Annotated in this window: 19 protein-coding genes; 7 read left to right on the top strand and 12 right to left on the bottom strand. The window is 70.1% G+C overall.

The window, feature by feature from the left end; translation table 11 throughout:
- Positions 1-3 precede the first annotated feature (3 nt).
- Positions 4-387 carry an SseB family protein gene (locus DEJ01_RS09725; protein ID WP_017887661.1) on the bottom strand — a complete coding sequence of 128 codons (384 nt, stop codon included), beginning with the start codon at positions 385-387 and terminating at the stop codon, positions 4-6.
- 280 nt (positions 388-667) lie between these two features.
- Here DEJ01_RS09725 and DEJ01_RS09720 point away from each other — a divergent pair, with 280 nt between their 5' ends.
- Positions 668-877: a cold-shock protein gene (locus tag DEJ01_RS09720; RefSeq protein ID WP_017887662.1), complete on the top strand. Its 210-nt coding sequence runs from the start codon at positions 668-670 to the stop codon at positions 875-877.
- A gap of 135 nt (positions 878-1,012) precedes the next feature.
- Here the strand turns inward: DEJ01_RS09720 and DEJ01_RS09715 are convergent, their stop codons facing one another.
- Both DEJ01_RS09715 and DEJ01_RS09710 read right to left on the bottom strand, forming a co-directional pair.
- Positions 1,013-1,711 (bottom strand): hypothetical protein, encoded by a 699-nt coding sequence (locus tag DEJ01_RS09715; RefSeq protein WP_111039680.1) that lies wholly within the window; start codon positions 1,709-1,711, stop codon positions 1,013-1,015.
- A 64-nt stretch (positions 1,712-1,775) separates the two neighbouring features.
- On the bottom strand, positions 1,776-2,318 hold the full coding sequence (locus tag DEJ01_RS09710) for an amino-acid N-acetyltransferase (protein ID WP_071245253.1): 543 nt from the start codon (positions 2,316-2,318) through the stop codon (positions 1,776-1,778).
- 77 nt (positions 2,319-2,395) lie between these two features.
- Here DEJ01_RS09710 and DEJ01_RS09705 point away from each other — a divergent pair, with 77 nt between their 5' ends.
- The 5 genes from DEJ01_RS09705 to DEJ01_RS09685 all read left to right on the top strand — a co-directional run bounded on the left by DEJ01_RS09705 (position 2,396) and on the right by DEJ01_RS09685 (position 5,910).
- Positions 2,396-2,848, top strand: coding sequence for an SRPBCC family protein (locus DEJ01_RS09705; protein WP_071245255.1), 453 nt, complete (start codon positions 2,396-2,398; stop codon positions 2,846-2,848).
- A gap of 192 nt (positions 2,849-3,040) precedes the next feature.
- Positions 3,041-3,484, top strand: coding sequence for a hypothetical protein (locus DEJ01_RS09700; RefSeq protein ID WP_111054751.1), 444 nt, complete (start codon positions 3,041-3,043; stop codon positions 3,482-3,484).
- Positions 3,481-3,936, top strand: a complete 456-nt coding sequence (locus DEJ01_RS09695; protein WP_111024020.1) for a hypothetical protein — start codon at positions 3,481-3,483, stop codon at positions 3,934-3,936. Before DEJ01_RS09700 ends, DEJ01_RS09695 begins: the two co-directional genes overlap by 4 nt.
- 4 nt (positions 3,937-3,940) lie before the next feature.
- Positions 3,941-4,891: a hypothetical protein gene (locus DEJ01_RS09690; protein ID WP_111092831.1), complete on the top strand. Its 951-nt coding sequence runs from the start codon at positions 3,941-3,943 to the stop codon at positions 4,889-4,891.
- Positions 4,888-5,910 carry a hypothetical protein gene (locus DEJ01_RS09685; RefSeq protein WP_111092830.1) on the top strand — a complete coding sequence of 341 codons (1,023 nt, stop codon included), beginning with the start codon at positions 4,888-4,890 and terminating at the stop codon, positions 5,908-5,910. The genes DEJ01_RS09690 and DEJ01_RS09685 overlap by 4 nt, the downstream gene beginning before the upstream one ends.
- Before the next feature lie 293 nt (positions 5,911-6,203).
- Here the strand turns inward: DEJ01_RS09685 and DEJ01_RS09680 are convergent, their stop codons facing one another.
- Positions 6,204-8,723 (bottom strand): ATP-dependent Clp protease ATP-binding subunit, encoded by a 2,520-nt coding sequence (locus DEJ01_RS09680; RefSeq protein ID WP_027467068.1) that lies wholly within the window; start codon positions 8,721-8,723, stop codon positions 6,204-6,206.
- Between the two features lie 281 nt (positions 8,724-9,004).
- On the bottom strand, positions 9,005-9,481 hold the full coding sequence (locus DEJ01_RS09675; protein WP_181438406.1) for a Clp protease N-terminal domain-containing protein: 477 nt from the start codon (positions 9,479-9,481) through the stop codon (positions 9,005-9,007).
- 70 nt (positions 9,482-9,551) lie between these two features.
- Here DEJ01_RS09675 and DEJ01_RS09670 point away from each other — a divergent pair, with 70 nt between their 5' ends.
- A complete protein-coding gene (locus DEJ01_RS09670; RefSeq protein ID WP_071404515.1) occupies positions 9,552-10,484 on the top strand; it encodes an NAD(+)/NADH kinase in 933 nt (310 codons plus the stop codon).
- 194 nt (positions 10,485-10,678) lie between these two features.
- On the opposite strand, the gene DEJ01_RS09665 is transcribed toward DEJ01_RS09670, so the two are convergent.
- The 7 genes from DEJ01_RS09665 to DEJ01_RS09640 form a co-directional block, all read right to left on the bottom strand.
- A complete protein-coding gene (locus DEJ01_RS09665; protein WP_111028721.1) occupies positions 10,679-11,737 on the bottom strand; it encodes a sigma-70 family RNA polymerase sigma factor in 1,059 nt (352 codons plus the stop codon).
- Between the two features lie 353 nt (positions 11,738-12,090).
- Positions 12,091-12,225 (bottom strand): hypothetical protein, encoded by a 135-nt coding sequence (locus DEJ01_RS18385; protein WP_258320880.1) that lies wholly within the window; start codon positions 12,223-12,225, stop codon positions 12,091-12,093.
- A 63-nt stretch (positions 12,226-12,288) separates the two neighbouring features.
- Positions 12,289-12,459: a hypothetical protein gene (locus tag DEJ01_RS18130; RefSeq protein WP_181438405.1), complete on the bottom strand. Its 171-nt coding sequence runs from the start codon at positions 12,457-12,459 to the stop codon at positions 12,289-12,291.
- A gap of 58 nt (positions 12,460-12,517) precedes the next feature.
- On the bottom strand, positions 12,518-12,721 hold the full coding sequence (locus DEJ01_RS09655) for a hypothetical protein (RefSeq protein WP_071245264.1): 204 nt from the start codon (positions 12,719-12,721) through the stop codon (positions 12,518-12,520).
- An 84-nt stretch (positions 12,722-12,805) separates the two neighbouring features.
- Entirely contained in the window at positions 12,806-14,344 is a 1,539-nt protein-coding gene (lysS, locus tag DEJ01_RS09650; protein WP_111092827.1) for a lysine--tRNA ligase, read from the bottom strand.
- Between the two features lie 71 nt (positions 14,345-14,415).
- Positions 14,416-15,108, bottom strand: coding sequence for a Rossmann-like and DUF2520 domain-containing protein (locus DEJ01_RS09645; RefSeq protein ID WP_164941150.1), 693 nt, complete (start codon positions 15,106-15,108; stop codon positions 14,416-14,418).
- Positions 15,105-16,823: PH domain-containing protein (locus tag DEJ01_RS09640; RefSeq protein ID WP_111092826.1), on the bottom strand; the 1,719-nt coding region annotated here is incomplete at its 5' end. The genes DEJ01_RS09645 and DEJ01_RS09640, both read right to left, overlap by 4 nt.

Genomic DNA, 16,823 nt, shown 5'->3' with positions numbered 1-16,823 from the left:
GCGCTACGCGCGCAAAGCGGCCAGCAGGTCCGCCGGCGCGGCCTGCATCGTGTGCGGGCCGGCGATGTCGAAGAACACGCCCTCGAGCATGTCGAGGTGGGCAGCCAGGAACTCCTCGAGCCGCGGCCCGTCGTAGACCATGACCTGCCGGATCTTCTCGTCCGGCACCATCGCCGTGTAGGCGTCCGCCGACGAGAACAGCAGCAGGATGCGCTTGTCCGACCCCTCACGGCCGAACACCCGCACCTGCATGTCCTTCTTGCCGGTGACGAGTCGGGGGACGATCACGATGTCGTGGCGGAGCGCGAACGCCACCGCAGCGACGTCCTGCTTCGCGAGGGCTTCCTCGAGTTGTTCGCTCCGGAAGCGCTGTTCCTTGTCTGCCATCAGCTCAATTCCACCAGATTTTCGTCGTTCCGTGACGCACGGGTAGCCAGTCGGCCCAGAGCACGCTAGCCTGATGGAACCGCTTCGGCGGCGCTCAACGTCCGGGCGAGGTGGTTTGCCCCTCAACCCGGGCCCCAGGGTCACTGGCCGACAGGCCTGGCCCCGAACCCGTCCCGCCGGCACCTGCCCGCGTGGCGCATTACCCCCGTCGACGTACGTCGGGGTCTCCGTCGGTGCATCTGCACCTTGGCGGAAGCAAGAAAGCTAAGGAAACGCCATCATGGCATCTACCGGTACCGTCAAGTGGTTCAACAACGAAAAGGGCTTCGGCTTCATCGCCCCGGACGACGGCAGCGCTGACGTCTTCGCGCACTTCTCTGCGATTGCTGGCAACGGCTACAAGTCGCTCGAGGAGAACCAGAAGGTGGAGTTCGACATCACCGAGGGCCGCAAGGGCCCGCAGGCGGAGAACATCACCGTCCTCGGCTGATCACATCAGCTTGAACAGGCCCCGTCGTCTTCGGACGACGGGGCCTGTTGCTGTTCCCCGGGCCTCTGCTCGGCACAGCACAGCCGGAACGGATCGGAACCGCGTACCGCGAACCGCGCACCGAGCACCCGCCGCCTACTGCAGGATGAACTGCACCGAGGTCTTCGACTCGAGGTTCCCGACGGCGACCTGCAGGTGGTAGCTCGCGCCTCCCGCGGTGACCGCCGGCCGTGACGAGTCGCACGTCGACGTGGACGAGCGGGTGCGGTCCCAGGCGATCGCCGGGGTCGTGAGCGTCTGACCGGACTTGATCGTGACGTCCTGGTTCGTGCCGCCGGTCTGGCAGTCCTTCGACGACCAGTACTGCTCCTGGCCGGAGCTGATCGTCAGCACCTGCTGCGCCGATCCGAGGTCCAGGTGGCAGGAGTTCGTGCCGGAGTTCTTGATCGACATCGCGATCTTCGGGTCCTCGGTGGGGCCGTAGGCCGACTTGTCGAGCACGGGGGTCAGGACGATCTGGTCCTTCGTGCAGGTCGACCCGTCGGCAGCTGCGGGCTTCGACGCAGAAGCCGAGGCAGATGCCGACGGCTTCGGCGCAGCAGACCGCGAGGACCCGGAACCGGCCGCAGACCCGTCCGACGATGCGCCGGCAGCAGACCCGGCACCAGCAGAGGCCGACGCACTCGGCGCCGCCGACGTTGCCCCGCTCCCCCGCCCGACGACGATGAGCACCACGACCAGGACGACGACCAGCAGCGCCCCGAGCACGAGCGCTCGGCGGCGCCAGTAGACGACCGGCTTCTCGGGCCCGACGGGGTGACGCAACGACGACATGCGCACAGGGTAGACAACGGCGCGGGCCGCACACGGCCACCCCGCCGGGCGGCACGGGAAAGCGTCAGAGGTTCTTCAGCATGCGGGTGTTGCCGAGGGTGTTCGGCTTGACCCGGGCGAGGTCGAGGAACTCCGCGACCCCTTCGTCCGACGAGCGGACCAGTTCGGCGTAGACGTCCGGTGACACGACGCTCTCGCCGATCTCCAGGTACCCGTGCTTCGCGAAGAAGTCGACCTCGAAGGTCAGGCAGAAGATCCGGGCGACGCCGAGTTCACGGGCGTCGTGCTCGAGCGCTTCGAGCATCCGGTGCCCGACGCGCTTGTGGATCCACTGCTCGTCGAGGGCGAGCGTGCGCACCTCGGCGATGTCGTCCCAGAACACCGCGAGCGCGCCACACCCGATCGGGGTGCCGTCGGGCCCTTCGGCGATCCGGAACTGCTGGATCGAGCCGTACAGGGCGACGTTCTCCTTGCCGAGCAGGATGCGCCGGTCGACGTAGGGGGCGATGAGCCGCTGGATGTGCGGGACGTCCGAGGCGAGCGCCGGACGCACGAGGATCCCGTGGTCGTCGCGCTCGTGGAACGCGTGCTTGCCGTGCTCTGTCATCCGCCTCACACTACCGGGGTTGCAGGGGGACAGCGCTGCTGAGTGCCGCCCAGGTCGATCGGCCTACCGTCCGGTGCATGCCTCAGATCATCGAAACCGTCGACGTCAACGTCCCCGTCCGCCAGGCCTACGACCAGTGGACCCGTTTCGAGGAGTTCCCGCACTTCCTCGACGAGGTCGAGAAGATCGTCCAGGTGGACGACAAGACCACCGACTGGACCGTGAAGATCGCCGGCCAGGAGCGCGAGTTCCGGGCCCTCATCACGGAGCAGCACCCCGACGAGCGTGTCGCCTGGACCGTGAAGGACGGCGAGACCGACCACGCCGGTGTCGTCACCTTCCACAAGCTCTCCGACGCCGAGACGCGTGTCACCGTGCAGATCGACTGGGAGCCCTCCGGCATCCTCGAGAAGCTCGGCTCGGTCGTGGGCGTCGGCGGCCACGCCGTCAAGAAGGACCTGCAGAACTACAAGGAGCGCGTCGAGAACGCACCGACCCAGCCGGGCTGGCGCGGCGACGTGCAGGCGTAGTCCGCACCACACGACGGACGGGAGGCGCGGTGCCAGCTGGCACCGCGCCTCCCGTTCGTTCGTCCCCCGTTCGGCATCCCCCCATCGAAATGCCGACCTGACGAGCGAGCGCGAGCCTGGCAGAGTGGTGACACCGGCCGACGCGCTGGATCAGTTTTATCATGTCTGAGACAGATGTGAGAGTGGGGACACGTGATCGAGTACAACGACGACGACGCACACCGTCGGGAACTGTCGCGCAAACTGCAGCTCCTGATGGACGTCGTCGAGGCCAACTCGGGCCAGCGACCCCCGTACAAGGAGATCGCCGCCGAGATCGAGACGCAGGGTGCGTCGATGAGTCGACCGCGCTGGGGTTACATGCTCGGCGGCAACGGTCCGGCCGTCCGAGACCAGCGACTCCTGGCTGCCCTGGCGACCTACTTCGGCGTCCCGGCGGAGTACCTGACCGACGCGGCCGGCAACACGGACGTGCCGGAGCGGGTGCAGGCGCAGCTGGAGCTCGTGCTCGAACTCCGCAAGCGCGAGGTGGTGGCGTTCGCCACCCGGCGTCTGGGCGAGTTCGCCTCGGCGGACGAGATCCGCGACTTCACAGACCACCTGCGTCGCCTGGACGAGTCGGGCGGCACCCCGTGAGCGGGTACCGCGACCGCTTCGACGCCCTGCGTCGGCAGACCGAGGCCCGTCGCCGCGTGCAGCGCCTCGGGCTCCCCCGTCGGCTGTCCCTGCCGGAGCTGACCGCCCGTGCCGAGGCGGCGCTCGGCAAGCCGATCCACGTGCGCACCACGGAGCTGCCGGGCGACCTGTCCGCGCGGCTCATCCAGCGCACCGACCACGCCCTGCTCGAGACCCGCCCCGGGCTGTCCGAGCGCTCCCGGGTGGCCTGCGTGCTGCACGAACTCGCCCACGTGTTCATGGACGACACCGGCTGCGACCACCAGGCGTACACGGGGCTGCTCAGCGGCCGGACGGCGTTCACCCGCTCGCTGGACACCCCGCACGAACAGGCCGTCGAGCTCGTCGCCGACCAGCTCGCGCTGCGGATCGGGCTGCTCGACCCCGAGGGCCAGCCCGGGATCTTCCGGTGACGCGGTGACGCTGCACGTCTGGGGGTCGATCCCGGTCTGGCTGATCCTGGCGGTGCTGGTCGCCCGGCTGCTCCTGGTGCGCACCCAGTCGGCCAGCGTCACCTGGCTGATGGTCTGCTGCAGCTGCGTCGCCGTCGGGCTCACGATCAACCAGCCCGACGTCACGACGTTCCTCGCCGGTGTGACACACGTGCCCAACATCGCCGACCTGATCGGCCGCTGCCTGATGGTGTGCGGCATGTTCGCCCTCGCGCAGTCGGTCGAGGCCGCCGCACGCTCCGCCAAGCTCCTGCGCGCCAGCCGAATCATCGGCTGCGTGCTCGTGCTCGTCGCCCTCGTCGTGCTGTTCAGCCTCATCGACGCGCCGACCCCCACGGCGCAGTTCATGGTGGCCTACGGCGACCAGCTGCCGACCGCGCTCTACTCCGCGGTCGAGATGACCTACATCGCCATCGTGATCGCCCGGTCGGCCGTCGCCGTGCTGCGCGGGTTCCGGAGCGGCGACGGGCTCGGCCGCCTGTACTGGCTCTTCGTCGTCGGTGCCGCCGGCCTCGTGCTGCTCGCCGGCATCGCGATCGCCCTCGACGCCGTGCACGTCGCCGGCGTGGACGGTGCGGTCGGGGTCCTGTCGACGCTCTACACCCCGGTGTTCCTCGGCTCGATGGTCCTGCTCGCCATCGGCGCGGCCGGCGGCGTCCTGCCCGACGCCGCGCGGGAGTTCCGCGACTGGCGGGCCGCCCGACGACGGTTCCGCGTGCTCGAACCGGAACTCCGGCGGCTCGAGACGGCATCGGGCAACACCGGGCTCTACTTCACGATCGTGTGGCAGCGTCGCCAGTGGCGGAGTCGGCAGCACCGACTCTCCGTCGAGATCGAAGACCGCGCGCGCGAGGCCGGGCAGGACGTCCCGGCCGCTGCGACGCTCACCACGGCACAACTCAGGGAGATCACATGACCGGCGCACGCATCACGGCACTCGGTACCGCGGCAGGAGTGGTCGGCACGCTCGGACTCGGCGCCTTCGTCGCACGGCGGCTGCTGTTCCCGACGCCGTACACGGCGACCGCCACGGTCCGCAGCGCCACGGACACCGAGGTCGAGCTGACCGCCACCCGCGACACCCGCCTGCCGGGCACCTACGACCTGCAGCGCGACGGTACCCGGGTGCAGGTCGGCGCGATCACCACCGCGAGCACGGCGACCGGAGCAAGCAGTGACGGCGACACCGTCCGCCGCAGCGTCACCGCCCCCGTGGCGACCGGTGCGTGGGGCTGGGACGCCCTGCGGTACGACGGACCGGACGACGTGCCCGGCACCGAGCCCGAGGCCGCCACGACCCGCGTGGTCCACGTGCACGGGCAGTCCCTCGGCCCGCGCCAGGTGCTGCGCGGTGTCGGGGTCTGGCGTTCGCTCGGCGCCTCGTCCGAGGTCGTCGACACCACCGACCTGCCGCTCCGCTCCCTCGACGCCGGGGCAGCGGACCGCATCGTCGCCGCCGTCCGCGCCGCCCGAGCGCGTGGTGCTCAGCGCGTCGTGCTGCAGGGTTGGTCCGCCGGCGCGCTCGCCTGCTCCGTCGCCGCCGCACGCGTCGACGTCGACGGAATCGTGGCCGTGTCACCCCTGCTCGACGTCGCCTCGGCACTCCGCGGGGCTGTCCGCGGCGCGCACCTGCCCGCGTTCGTCGGCACCGCCGCCGCCCGCATCGCGACCACGAACGTGCTGTCGCGGCTCGCCGGTGCCCCGACTCCCGTCACGACGACCACCTGGCAGGACTCGTCGACGCCGACGCTGCTGATCCACTCCGAGGCCGACGCCCTGGTCGCGGCCGACGACGTCGCCGCCGTCGCCGCGGGGCAGGGCGCCACCACGGTCACGTTCCGCACGGCACCGCACACGCTCGAGTGGAACGAGGACCCGGAGCGCTGGGAGCGCGCCGTCCGCGACTTCGCCGCACAGCTGCCCGACGCCGCCTGACGCGGCGGACGCCCGCACGGCCGACCGGCAACGTCCCCAGACGTGCAACGGCCCCGGTCTGCGAACAGACCGGGGCCGGCTGCGTCTCGATCCGTTGGGGGGAACCGATCGAGCGCGACGCGCGAGGAGTTGGGGGGAACGTCTCGCGCGTTGTCATCACAGTACCCCCGGACGGGGGTCCGTGGCCGCAAGGACGCGCAGATCGGCGATGCGGGATCTGAACGCGACCCGAGAACGGACAGGAGGCCCGGTGCCAGCTGGCACCGAGCCTCCTGTCCGTGGGGTGGCAGGTCCTAGGACTCGATCTCGCCCTGGGGCGTGTCGGTCGCGGCCTCGACCGCGGCTGCACCGGCGAGGACCTCTTCGCGGCCCGGCTGACGCCCGGTCTCGAAGTGGAACGCACCGTCGACGAAGTCGACCTTCACGTGGTCACCGGCGTTGAGCTCACCCTGCAGGATGTGCTCGGACAGCTGGTCCTCGACCTCGTGCTGCATCGCGCGACGCAGGGGCCGAGCACCGAGGGACGGGTCGAACCCGACCTTGATGAGCTGCTCCTTGGCCGGCAGCGTGAGCTCGACGGTCATGTCGCGGTCGAGCAGGCGGTCGGCCAGACGCTTCACGAACAGGTCCACGATCTGCAGCAGCTCGGGCTGCGACAGCTGCGGGAACACGATCGTGTCGTCGACACGGTTCAAGAACTCGGGCTTGAAGTGCTTCTTGAGCTCCTCGTTGACCTTGCCGCGCATGCGGTCGTAGCCGACGGCCGAGTCACCCTCGACCTGGAAGCCCACCGGGCCACCGGCGATGCCCTGCGAACCGAGGTTCGTGGTCATGATGATGACGGTGTTCTTGAAGTCGACCACGCGGCCCTGACCGTCGGTCAGACGGCCTTCCTCGAGCACCTGCAGCAGCGAGTTGAAGATGTCCGGGTGGGCCTTCTCGATCTCGTCGAACAGGACCACTGAGAACGGCTTGCGGCGCACCTTCTCGGTGAGCTGGCCGCCCTCCTCGAACCCGACGAACCCGGGAGGGGCACCGAACAGGCGGGACACGGTGTGCTTCTCACCGAACTCCGACATGTCGAGGGAGATCAGCGCACCCTCGTCGTCGAACAGGAACTCGGCGAGGGCCTTGGCGAGCTCGGTCTTCCCGACGCCCGTGGGGCCGGCGAAGATGAACGAGCCGGAGGGACGGTTCGGGTCCTTCAGGCCGGCACGGGTACGGCGGATGGTCTTGGACAGGGCCGAGATGGCCTCTTCCTGACCGATGACGCGCTCGTGCAGTGCCTTCTCCATGAAGACGAGACGCGAGGTCTCTTCTTCCGTGAGCTTGAACACCGGGATGCCCGTGGCCTGGGCCAGGACCTCGGCGATGATGCCCTCATCGACGGTGCCGGACGCGGCGACGTCACCCGCACGCCACTGCTTCTCGAGGCGGAGACGCTCGCCGAGGAGCTTCTTCTCCTCGTCGCGCAGGCTCGCGGCCTTCTCGAAGTCCTGCTCCTCGATGGCGGCTTCCTTCGACCCGCGGACCGTCGAGATCTTCTCGTCGAACTCGCGGAGCTCCGGCGGTGCCGACAGGATCGACAGACGCAGGCGAGCGCCGGCCTCGTCGATCAGGTCGATGGCCTTGTCCGGCAGGAAGCGGTCCTGCACGTAGCGGTCCGCCAGGTTCGCCGCGGCGACGATCGCGCCGTCGGTGATGGACACCTTGTGGAACGCCTCGTACTTGTCGCGCAGACCCTTGAGGATGTTGATCGCGTGGGGCAGCGACGGCTCGTTGACCTGCACCGGCTGGAAGCGACGCTCGAGTGCGGCGTCCTTCTCGAAGTGCTTGCGGTACTCGTCGAGCGTGGTGGCACCGATGGTCTGGAGCTCACCGCGGGCGAGGAGCGGCTTGAGGATCGAGGCCGCGTCGATCGCGCCCTCGGCTGCACCGGCACCGACGAGCGTGTGGATCTCGTCGATGAAGACGATGATGTCGCCGCGGGTGCGGATCTCCTTCGTGACCTTCTTCAGGCGCTCCTCGAAGTCACCGCGGTAGCGGGAGCCGGCGATGAGCGATCCGAGGTCGAGCGAGTAGAGCTGCTTGTCCTTCAGCGTCTCGGGCACGTCGCCCTTGACGATCGCCTGGGCGAGGCCCTCGACGACGGCGGTCTTGCCGACGCCGGGCTCACCGATCAGGACGGGGTTGTTCTTGGAGCGGCGGGAGAGGATCTGCATGACCCGCTCCATCTCCTTCTCGCGCCCGATGACGGGGTCGAGCTTGCCGTCGCGCGCGGCCTGGGTGAGGTTCCGACCGAACTGGTCCAGGACCTGCGAACCCTGCTGCGCGTTCTGCTGCTGCTCGCCGCCGACGGCGACCGCTTCCTTGCCCTGGTAGCCGGACAGGAGCTGGATGACCTGCTGGCGCACCCGGTTCAGGTCGGCGCCGAGCTTCACGAGGACCTGGGCTGCGACACCCTCGCCCTCGCGGATCAGGCCGAGCAGGATGTGCTCCGTGCCGATGTAGTTGTGGCCGAGCTGCAGCGCCTCGCGCAGGGACAGCTCGAGCACCTTCTTGGCGCGCGGCGTGAACGGGATGTGCCCGGTCGGCTGCTGCTGGCCCTGCCCGATGATGTCCTGGACCTGCTCGCGCACGGCGTCGAGCGAGATGCCCAGCGACTCCAGCGCCTTGGCGGCGACGCCCTCGCCCTCGTGGATGAGGCCGAGGAGGATGTGCTCGGTGCCGATGTAGTTGTGGTTGAGCATCTTCGCTTCTTCTTGAGCGAGGACGACAACACGACGGGCCCGGTCGGTGAATCTCTCGAACATGTGCTCTCCCTTGGCCCCTGATGAGCGGAGCCGACGCTGTGCCGGTCTCGTGTGAGTCCGGCCAAGTACTTCGAGAGTAACCAGCGCTCCCCCCGGGGGCTGCCCCTGTTCGCCGTGGGCGTGACCAGGGTGCGTCTTGTGCGCAGTGAGCGAACGGCAAGCGGACTGGGCCCCGCCGCCGGTACCGGACCGACGCGCCAGCGGCGGGGCGGCCGTGCCGGTGGGAGAGGCCCGTGGCGGGATCGCCACGGGCCTCCAGTCCGCTTGTCGGTCGCGCTGGGTCAGGTGCGCCGCACCGCGCGACGCAGGTCGCGTCGGAAGCGGCGCGCGTCGACGCCCAGGGCGTCGAGGACGTCGTGCGCCGATCCTGCGAGCGGATCGTCGACCGAGTCGAGCACGGCGAGGACGACGTGCGGCGGTCGGATGCGCTCCGAACGGCCGGCGATCGTCGCGGCTCGGGCGAGCACGCGCATCGCAGCGGGCGTGCACGCGACCCGATCGTGTTCGCCCGGGCAGGTGGTGTGGGCGCCGACGAAGGCGCGGATGCCGGAGCGGACGGTGTCCGGGGAGATCCGGTGGGCGTCGAGGACGGGGCGGAAGCGGGGCATGCCGGCGCAGAGCGTGACGGCGGCCAGCAGCAGGTGTTCGGCGTCGACGAAGCCGAAGCCGGACTCGTGGGATTCGAGGTCGGCGAGCAGCACGATCTCGCGGCCGTGCCGGACGGAGGGGAGGGCGACGGAGAGCTGAGCGGTCTGCATGTATTCAGAATATCGCATGCCGCTGCGAAGGGACAGCCCGCATCGGAGGTCCGCTCGGTACGATCCGGTCATGGAGCAGCCCGTCGTCGGCCTCGTCGTCCACCCGACCAAGAACGTGCAGGAGTCCGTGACGACCCTGCAGCGCTGGAACGCGTCCGGCCAGGGCGAGCTGCTCGCCCGGCGGGCGGACGCCCAGCGCATCGGTGGCGGGGTCGACGTGGTGGACGACGACGACTTCACCGACCGTGTCGACCTGGTCGTGGCCCTCGGCGGCGACGGGACCATGCTCGGCGCGATGCGGCTCGTGGCCAAGCGCCCGGTGCCCGTCCTCGGCGTGAACTACGGCAACGTCGGGTTCCTGGTCGAGATCGAGCCGCCCGAGCTCGAGAGCGCGCTGGAGCGGTTGTCCGCCGGCGAGTACCAGCTCGAGCCGCACCACGCGCTCGAGGCCCGGTTGTCCTGGGGTGGTGCCCGCACCGACTACCTGGCGTTCAACGACCTGACCATCGTGCGACGGCCGGGCTCCGGGCAGGTGTCGGCCGACCTCAGCGTCGGGGGCCTCGGGTACGGGTACTACCGCGCCGACGCCATCGTGGCCGCGACCCCGGCCGGCTCCACCGCGTACAACTACGCCGCCGGTGGGCCGGTGCTCTCCCCCGCGCTGTCCGGCTCGGTGGTGACGCCGGTCGCGCCGATGGCCGGGATCGACCGCTCGGTGGTGCTCGCCGCACGGGAGCGCTACCGGTTCGACATCGCCGAGGGCACCAGGAGCGCCGCGCTCGAGGTCGACGGGCTCGTGGTCGGCGAGGTGGCCACCGGGGCGCAGATCGACATGCGGCTCCGGAAGGACGCCGGGAGCGTGGTGCGCCTCGACGCCGAGCGGCACGGGCGCACCGGACGCGTGAAGCTCAGCCTGCTCGACCTGCCGGTGCGGCCCGACCAGCTGGTCGAGCTCATCCCGAGCGACCTGCGGCAGAAGCTCCGGCGCGAGATCGACGACTGACGCCGCGCCGGGGCTGGCCCTGGCTATGGCTATGGCTATGGCTCCGGCTCCGGCTCCGGCTCCGGGAACGTGAATGGCCCGCTCGAGCAGTGCTCGAGCGGGCCGTCCCATCACCCCACCGGATCGTCTTCCCACAGAACGACCCGGTTTCCCCGCGCCGGCACGGGTGAACGTGCCGGCCGAAGTCCACGGACCTAGTCGGTCAGGTACAGCTGCATGTCCTGCGAGACCGCCTTGGCGAACAGGCGCAGCTTGGCGCGCGACTCCACCCGGCTGACGGCCTGGCGGGTCGTGTGCACGATCTTCGAGATCTCGTCGAGGGTCATCGGCTTGTCGTCGTCCAGGCCGTAGCGCATGCGGATGACGTTCGCCTCGTCGCTGGGCAGCTCGGCGACGATGGAGCGGATGTCGCGGTGCAGCAGCGTCGTCTCGGTGAGCTCGTTCGGGCTCGCGGCGTCCTCGTCCTCGATGAAGTCACCGAGTTCGCTGTCGTCCGAGTCACCGACCACGGTGTGGATCGACACCGGCTCGTGCGAACGGCCCTTGAGGTCGACGAGTTCCTCGACGCTCATGCTCAGCTCGGCGGCGACCTCGTCCGGCATCGGCGCACGGCCGAGGTCGACGGTCAGGTCACGCTCGGTGCGCGAGATCTTGTTGATGAGCTCGACGGTGTGCACCGGGATGCGGATCGTGCGTGCCTTGTCGGCGAGACCACGCGAGATGGCCTGGCGGATCCACCAGGTGGCGTAGGTCGAGAACTTGTAGCCCTGCGTGAAGTCGAACTTCTCGACCGCACGGACCAGGCCGAGGTTGCCCTCCTGGATGACGTCCATGAAGGGCAGGCCACGCTGCGAGTACCGCTTGGCGATGCTCACGACGAGGCGGAGGTTCGAGGTGATCATGCGCTCCTTGGCGCGCTCACCGTCGCGGACCAGCCAGCGGAGTTCACGCTGCAGGGTCTTCGCGAGACCCTTCTCGGTGGCGAGCTTCTCTTCGGCGAAGAGCCCGACCTCGATGCGGCGTGCGATCTGCGCTTCTTCCTCGGCGGTGAGGAGCGAGAGACGGCCGATGTGACGGAGGTAGTCGCCGACCTGGTCGACCGAGGCGCCGCGGACACCGGCGAGCTGCTCGTCGGCCTCGACCTCGGTGTCGAGGGAGGTGGTGGCGGACTCGGCGGTCGCGGTCTTCGATGCCGATGCCTTCTTGGTGGCGGTGCGGCGGGTGGTGCTGGGTGCAGCCGTTGCGATCGTCATGGTGTTTCTCCCTGCGTTCGACGGTGATGGCTTCGTGGGGCGTTGCCGGGGGGTGCTGATGAGTAAAGCGGCCCGGAGGTGTACCCCACAAATCGTTCGGAGCGATTCTCAGGGTTCTCCGTGCTTCATCATCGAAAGCGTCCCCCGCGGGGTACAGCCCACCGCCAGTCTGGTCCCCCAATCGGCCCTGGATCAAGCGGATAACGCCGTGTTTCCGGCGTTGCAGGCGTGTTTCACCAGCGTTTCCGATCGTGTACCCCAGGCGACTGCGTACTCCGGACATGCAAAAGGGGTACGTCCGACCGGATCAGTGCGATCTGGTCGTCGTACCCCGAATACCGAATGGGTGGGGGTCACCAGGAGGGTTCGAGCCACCCGTCCCGGCGCTTGGAGACCTCGAGGTCTGCGTCTCGGTCGAACTCGTCGTACTCGCTCTCGATGTCACCGACGAGGCTGCGGCCCGTGAAGGGATGTGCGGTGGTTGCCATGCGGACGATGCTCACCCCGGCACGCGTCGGCGAGGTGAACGGTGTGTGTCGGTCCGTCGGCGCTCAGACGTCGAGGTCGTCGACGTCACCCTCGTCGTCGAGGGGTCCGTCGTCACTGCCGACGGGCGAGACGGACGCCCCGGCCGCCCCGGACGCCGGGTGTCCGAAGGCGTCCTCCACGTCGAGGTCGTCGAGGTCATCGACGCCGGCGGCGGACTCCGGGATGGTGGGCATGCGCGACAGGATCACACCGCGCGGTGAACACGGGGTGAAGTGGATCGTGCGCGGGCGGCTACTCGGCCGACGTCGGAGCCGGTGCGGGGCGACCGTGCTCACGCTCGAAGCGGGCGCGCTCCTCGGCCTCGACCTTGGCGTACGCGGCTCGCTCGGTCCGGTCAGCACGCATGATCGCGCGCATCACGAACCAGAAGATCAGGCCGACGACGATGGTCGGCGTCAGGGCGAAGACGATCCCGCTTACGACTCCTTCAGGCACCCGAGCATCGTACCCCGACTATCTGTTCCGACCGGACTCGCAAGCTCGTCCGGGGCTGGCGTCGCGCAGCGCTGGCACGCTGCCCTAAGCTCCAGCGCCCTTGACCAGCGGGAACAGGATCGTCTCGCGGATGCCCAGGCCCGTGATGGCCATGAGCAGGCGGTCGATCCCCATGCCCATGCCGCCCGACGGGGGCATCGCGTGCTCCAGGGCCCGCAGGAAGTCCTCGTCGACGCGCATCGCCTCGAGGTCACCGCCGGCCGCGAGCTTCGCCTGCTCGACGAACCGCTCCCGCTGCACGACCGGGTCGACGAGCTCGGAGTACGCCGTGCCGAGCTCGAAGCCGCGGACGTAGAGGTCCCACTTCTCGACGACGCCCGGACGGGTGCGGTGCTGCCGGGTGAGCGGCGAGGTGTCGACCGGGAAGTTCATCACGAAGGTCGGGCGGTCGAGCGAGTCGATGACGAAGTGCTCCCAGAGCTCCTCGACGTACTTGCCGTGCGTGGCGTGGGCGACCTCGACGCCCTCGGCCTCGGCGAGCGCCTGCAGCTCGGACAGCGGGGTCTCCGGGCTGATCTCGCGCCCCGCGGCCTCGGACAGCGAGCCGTACATGTCGATGCGGGGCCACTCGCCACCCAGGTCGTAGGTGCTGCCGTCGGGCAGGGTGACCTCGAGCGCCCCACCGGTGACCGCGCGGGTCGCGTTCTGCACGAGCTCCTGCGTCAAGTCGGCCATCTGCTCGTAGTTGCCGTACGCCTGGTACGCCTCGACCATCGCGAACTCGGGCGAGTGCGACGAGTCGGCACCCTCGTTCCGGAAGTTGCGGTTGATCTCGAACACCCGGTCGATGCCACCGACGACGGCGCGCTTGAGGAACAGCTCGGGTGCGATGCGCAGGAACAGCTCGGTGTCGAAGGCGTTCGAGTGCGTCACGAACGGTCGTGCCGAGGCGCCGCCGTGCTGGGTCTGCAGCATCGGGGTCTCGACCTCGAGGTACTCGTGCGCGGTGAAGGTCTGACGGAGCGAGGCCATCACAGCAGCGCGGGCACGCACGGTGGCGCGGGCCTCGTCGCGGACGATGAGGTCGAGGTAGCGCTGGCGGACCCGCGTCTCCTCGTTGAGCTCGTTGTGCAGGTTCGGCAGCGGCAGGATCGCCTTCGCCGCGATCGCCCAGTCGTCGACCATGATCGACAGCTCGCCGCGGCGCGAGGAGATCACCCGTCCGTGCACGAACACGTGGTCGCCGAGGTCGACGAACTCCTTCCAGCGGGCGAGGGACTCGTCCCCCACCTCGGCCAGGGAGACCATCGCCTGGATGCGCGAGCCGTCGCCGGACTGCAGGGACGCGAAGCAGAGCTTGCCGGTGTTGCGTGAGAACACCACACGACCCGCGATGCCCACGACGTCCTGGGTCTCCTCGCCGGTCTCCAGGTGCGCGTACTGCTCGCGCACGGCCGGGATCGTCGTGGTGATGGGGAGCTCGGCGGGGTACGCCTCGATGCCCGACTCCAGCAGCTTCGCCCGCTTGTCGAGCCGGACCTGTCGCTGCTCGCTGGTCTCCTGCTCGGCCAGTGCGGCGGCGTCGGCGATCGCGGTGTCGGGGGTGACGGTCTCGTCGGTCATGCGGGTGCGGCTCCGATGGTCGTGGGGGTCGGGGGAAATGCTACCCGCGCCGCGGTCCCGCCCCCGAACCGCTAGAGCGTCGACTGCCCGTCGGCGGCGGTGAGCGCGTTGTCGACGGCGGAGCGGACGAGCGCTCCGAGGACACGTCCCGGGTGTTCGACGCCGATGCCGGAAAGGGTGCCCGCCGACTGGTCGACGATCGCGGTCGAGAAGCTCACGGCGGCCCGCACCGCGTCGGCGTAGGCGGGCCGGTCCGCCTCGGCGACGACGAACGGTTCGGCGCCCATCTCGACCACGAGCGCCTGCGCGATCGGCAGCACGGGCGCCGGGGCGGTCACCGCGCAGTACGCGTCGCGCAGCCGGGACAGGTCGACGCTCGTGCCCGTGAAGGCCATCGCGGGGTGGATCGCCAACGGGATCGCACCGGCCGCCATCGCCGGGGCGAGGATGCCGACGCCGTGGTCCGGGCTGGTGTGCACGACGAGCTGCCCCGGCTGCCAGATCCCGGCGTCCGCCAGACCCTGCACGAGCGAGGCGAGCTGGTCGTCCGGCACCGCGAGCAGCACGAGTTCGCTCCGCTCGACCAGGTCCGGCGTCGCGAGCACCGGGGCGCCCGGCAGCATGGCCTCGGCGCGGTCACGACCCTCGTCGGACACGGCGGTCACCCCGACGACGGCGTGCTCCGCGTTCGCCAGGGCTGCTCCGAGGACGGGTCCGACCCGTCCGGCGCCGACGATGCCGACCCCGAGACGCCCGGCCCTCATCGTGCGGCTCCGGTCGGTGGGACGTCGTCCCAGCCGGCAGGGACGGCGCCGGGCCGGTGGTCCACCGCCCGTCCGGCAGGGGCTCCGGACCCGGGCACGGTGTCGGCCGCAGCGTGCGTGGCGGCCGCGGGACGGGCCTCCCGTTCGCGCCAGCGGTGGGTCGTGTCGACGGCGGCCGCCTCGACGGCACGCTGCGTCGTCTCCGACCACAGGCGCTGCGCGTCACGCGCGTCGAGCGCACCGACGCGGGCCGAGACCGGACCGGCCACGGTGTGGACGTGGACGGCTGCGAGCCGCAGGGCACGCTCGAGGGGACCCTGCTCGACCTTGACGCTCTGCACCCGGGGCAGCGGCACGATGACGAGCGAGCGCCACACGGCACCGAGCCGCAACAGCACCGCACCCTGCACGAACCGGTAGCCGTTGCGGCGGAACGCGAACGGACGGAGCCAGGCGCCACGGCGTGGGGAGTGCACGAAGCCGCCGCGGTCGCCCGAGGTGGTGAGGCTGTCGTCGACGACGTCGACGGCTTCGGCCGCCACCTCGCGCAGGGCTTCCTGCGACGCCTCGGGGCCGGCGACGACGGTGCCGACGAGCCCGGGCAGGATGATGTCGAGGACCTCGCGGACGTCCGCCGTGGTACCGACGGGCAGCACGATCGAGGACACCTGCTGGTTGCTCGACGCCCCGTTGCCGGCGCTCGTCGCACGGTTGATGCGGATGTCCCACCAGCCGAACGGACGCCACAGCAGCGGCTGCGCGACGCTGACGGCGTGGATGCGGCCGGGCGGCAGCGTCTCGTTCGACGTCGAGACCAGCCCGAAGCCGATCCGGATGCCGTCGCGGGTCTCGGCGATCGTGTACTGCAGCGAACGGGAGAACTTGCGGACGTAGTAGCCGCCGGCACCGAGGACGGCGGGGAACAGCCCGAAGAGCACCGCGAACTCACCGGTGAGCGCGACGCTGACGATCATGCCGGCGATGACGAGCAGCAGGAACAGCGTCGTGCCGGACAGCAGCATCGACGCGATGAGCCGACCCGGACGCACCTTGACGATGCGGGTCGCGTGCACGGCTGCCGGGTCCAGCTCCGGCGAGAACATCTCGTCGACGCGGTCCTGCAGTGCCCCGTGCGACTGCCGCGACGGACCGCCGTGGCCGTCGTCGTCCTTCGCGCCGGACGCGAGCACCAGGATCCGCTGCCGCAGATCGTCGGCGGCGCGGGCCCCGAGGTAGGCGAGCTGCACGTTGGCGTCGTTGCCGGCCTGCGCGATCTCGAGCTTGGCGGTGCCGAACACCCGGGGCACGAGCGGCCGCTGGATGTTGATGCCCTGGATCCGGTCGAGCCGGGCCTTGCGGTGGTTCCGGAACAGCACGCCCGAGCGCACCTCGACGATCTCGCCGGTGACGCGGAACTCGTGCATGCGCCAGGACAGGTAGAACAGCCCGATCAGCACCACGAGCAGCACCACGATGCCGAGCAGGACCCAGCCGACGACGCCGTGCTCGTACACGTACCGGACGGGGTCACCGTCCTCCTGCTGCTCGCCCGGGATGAAGAACTCGACGAGCTGGTCCCGCAGGCTGTTCAGCACGTAGCCGAGGATGACGATGAGGAAGATCCCGCCCTTGAGCAGCGGGGTGAGCGGGTGCAGGCGGTGCCACTCACCGTCGGTCAGGGGCGCCGCGGCGGCCGCGTTGCCCCGGGTGGGCGG

Source organism: Curtobacterium sp. MCLR17_040 (genome assembly GCF_003234735.1).
GTDB classification, from domain to species: Bacteria; Actinomycetota; Actinomycetes; order Actinomycetales; family Microbacteriaceae; genus Curtobacterium; species Curtobacterium flaccumfaciens.
Note: the sequence above shows the minus strand (reverse complement) of the source record. Positions and strands in the feature narration are given on the sequence as shown.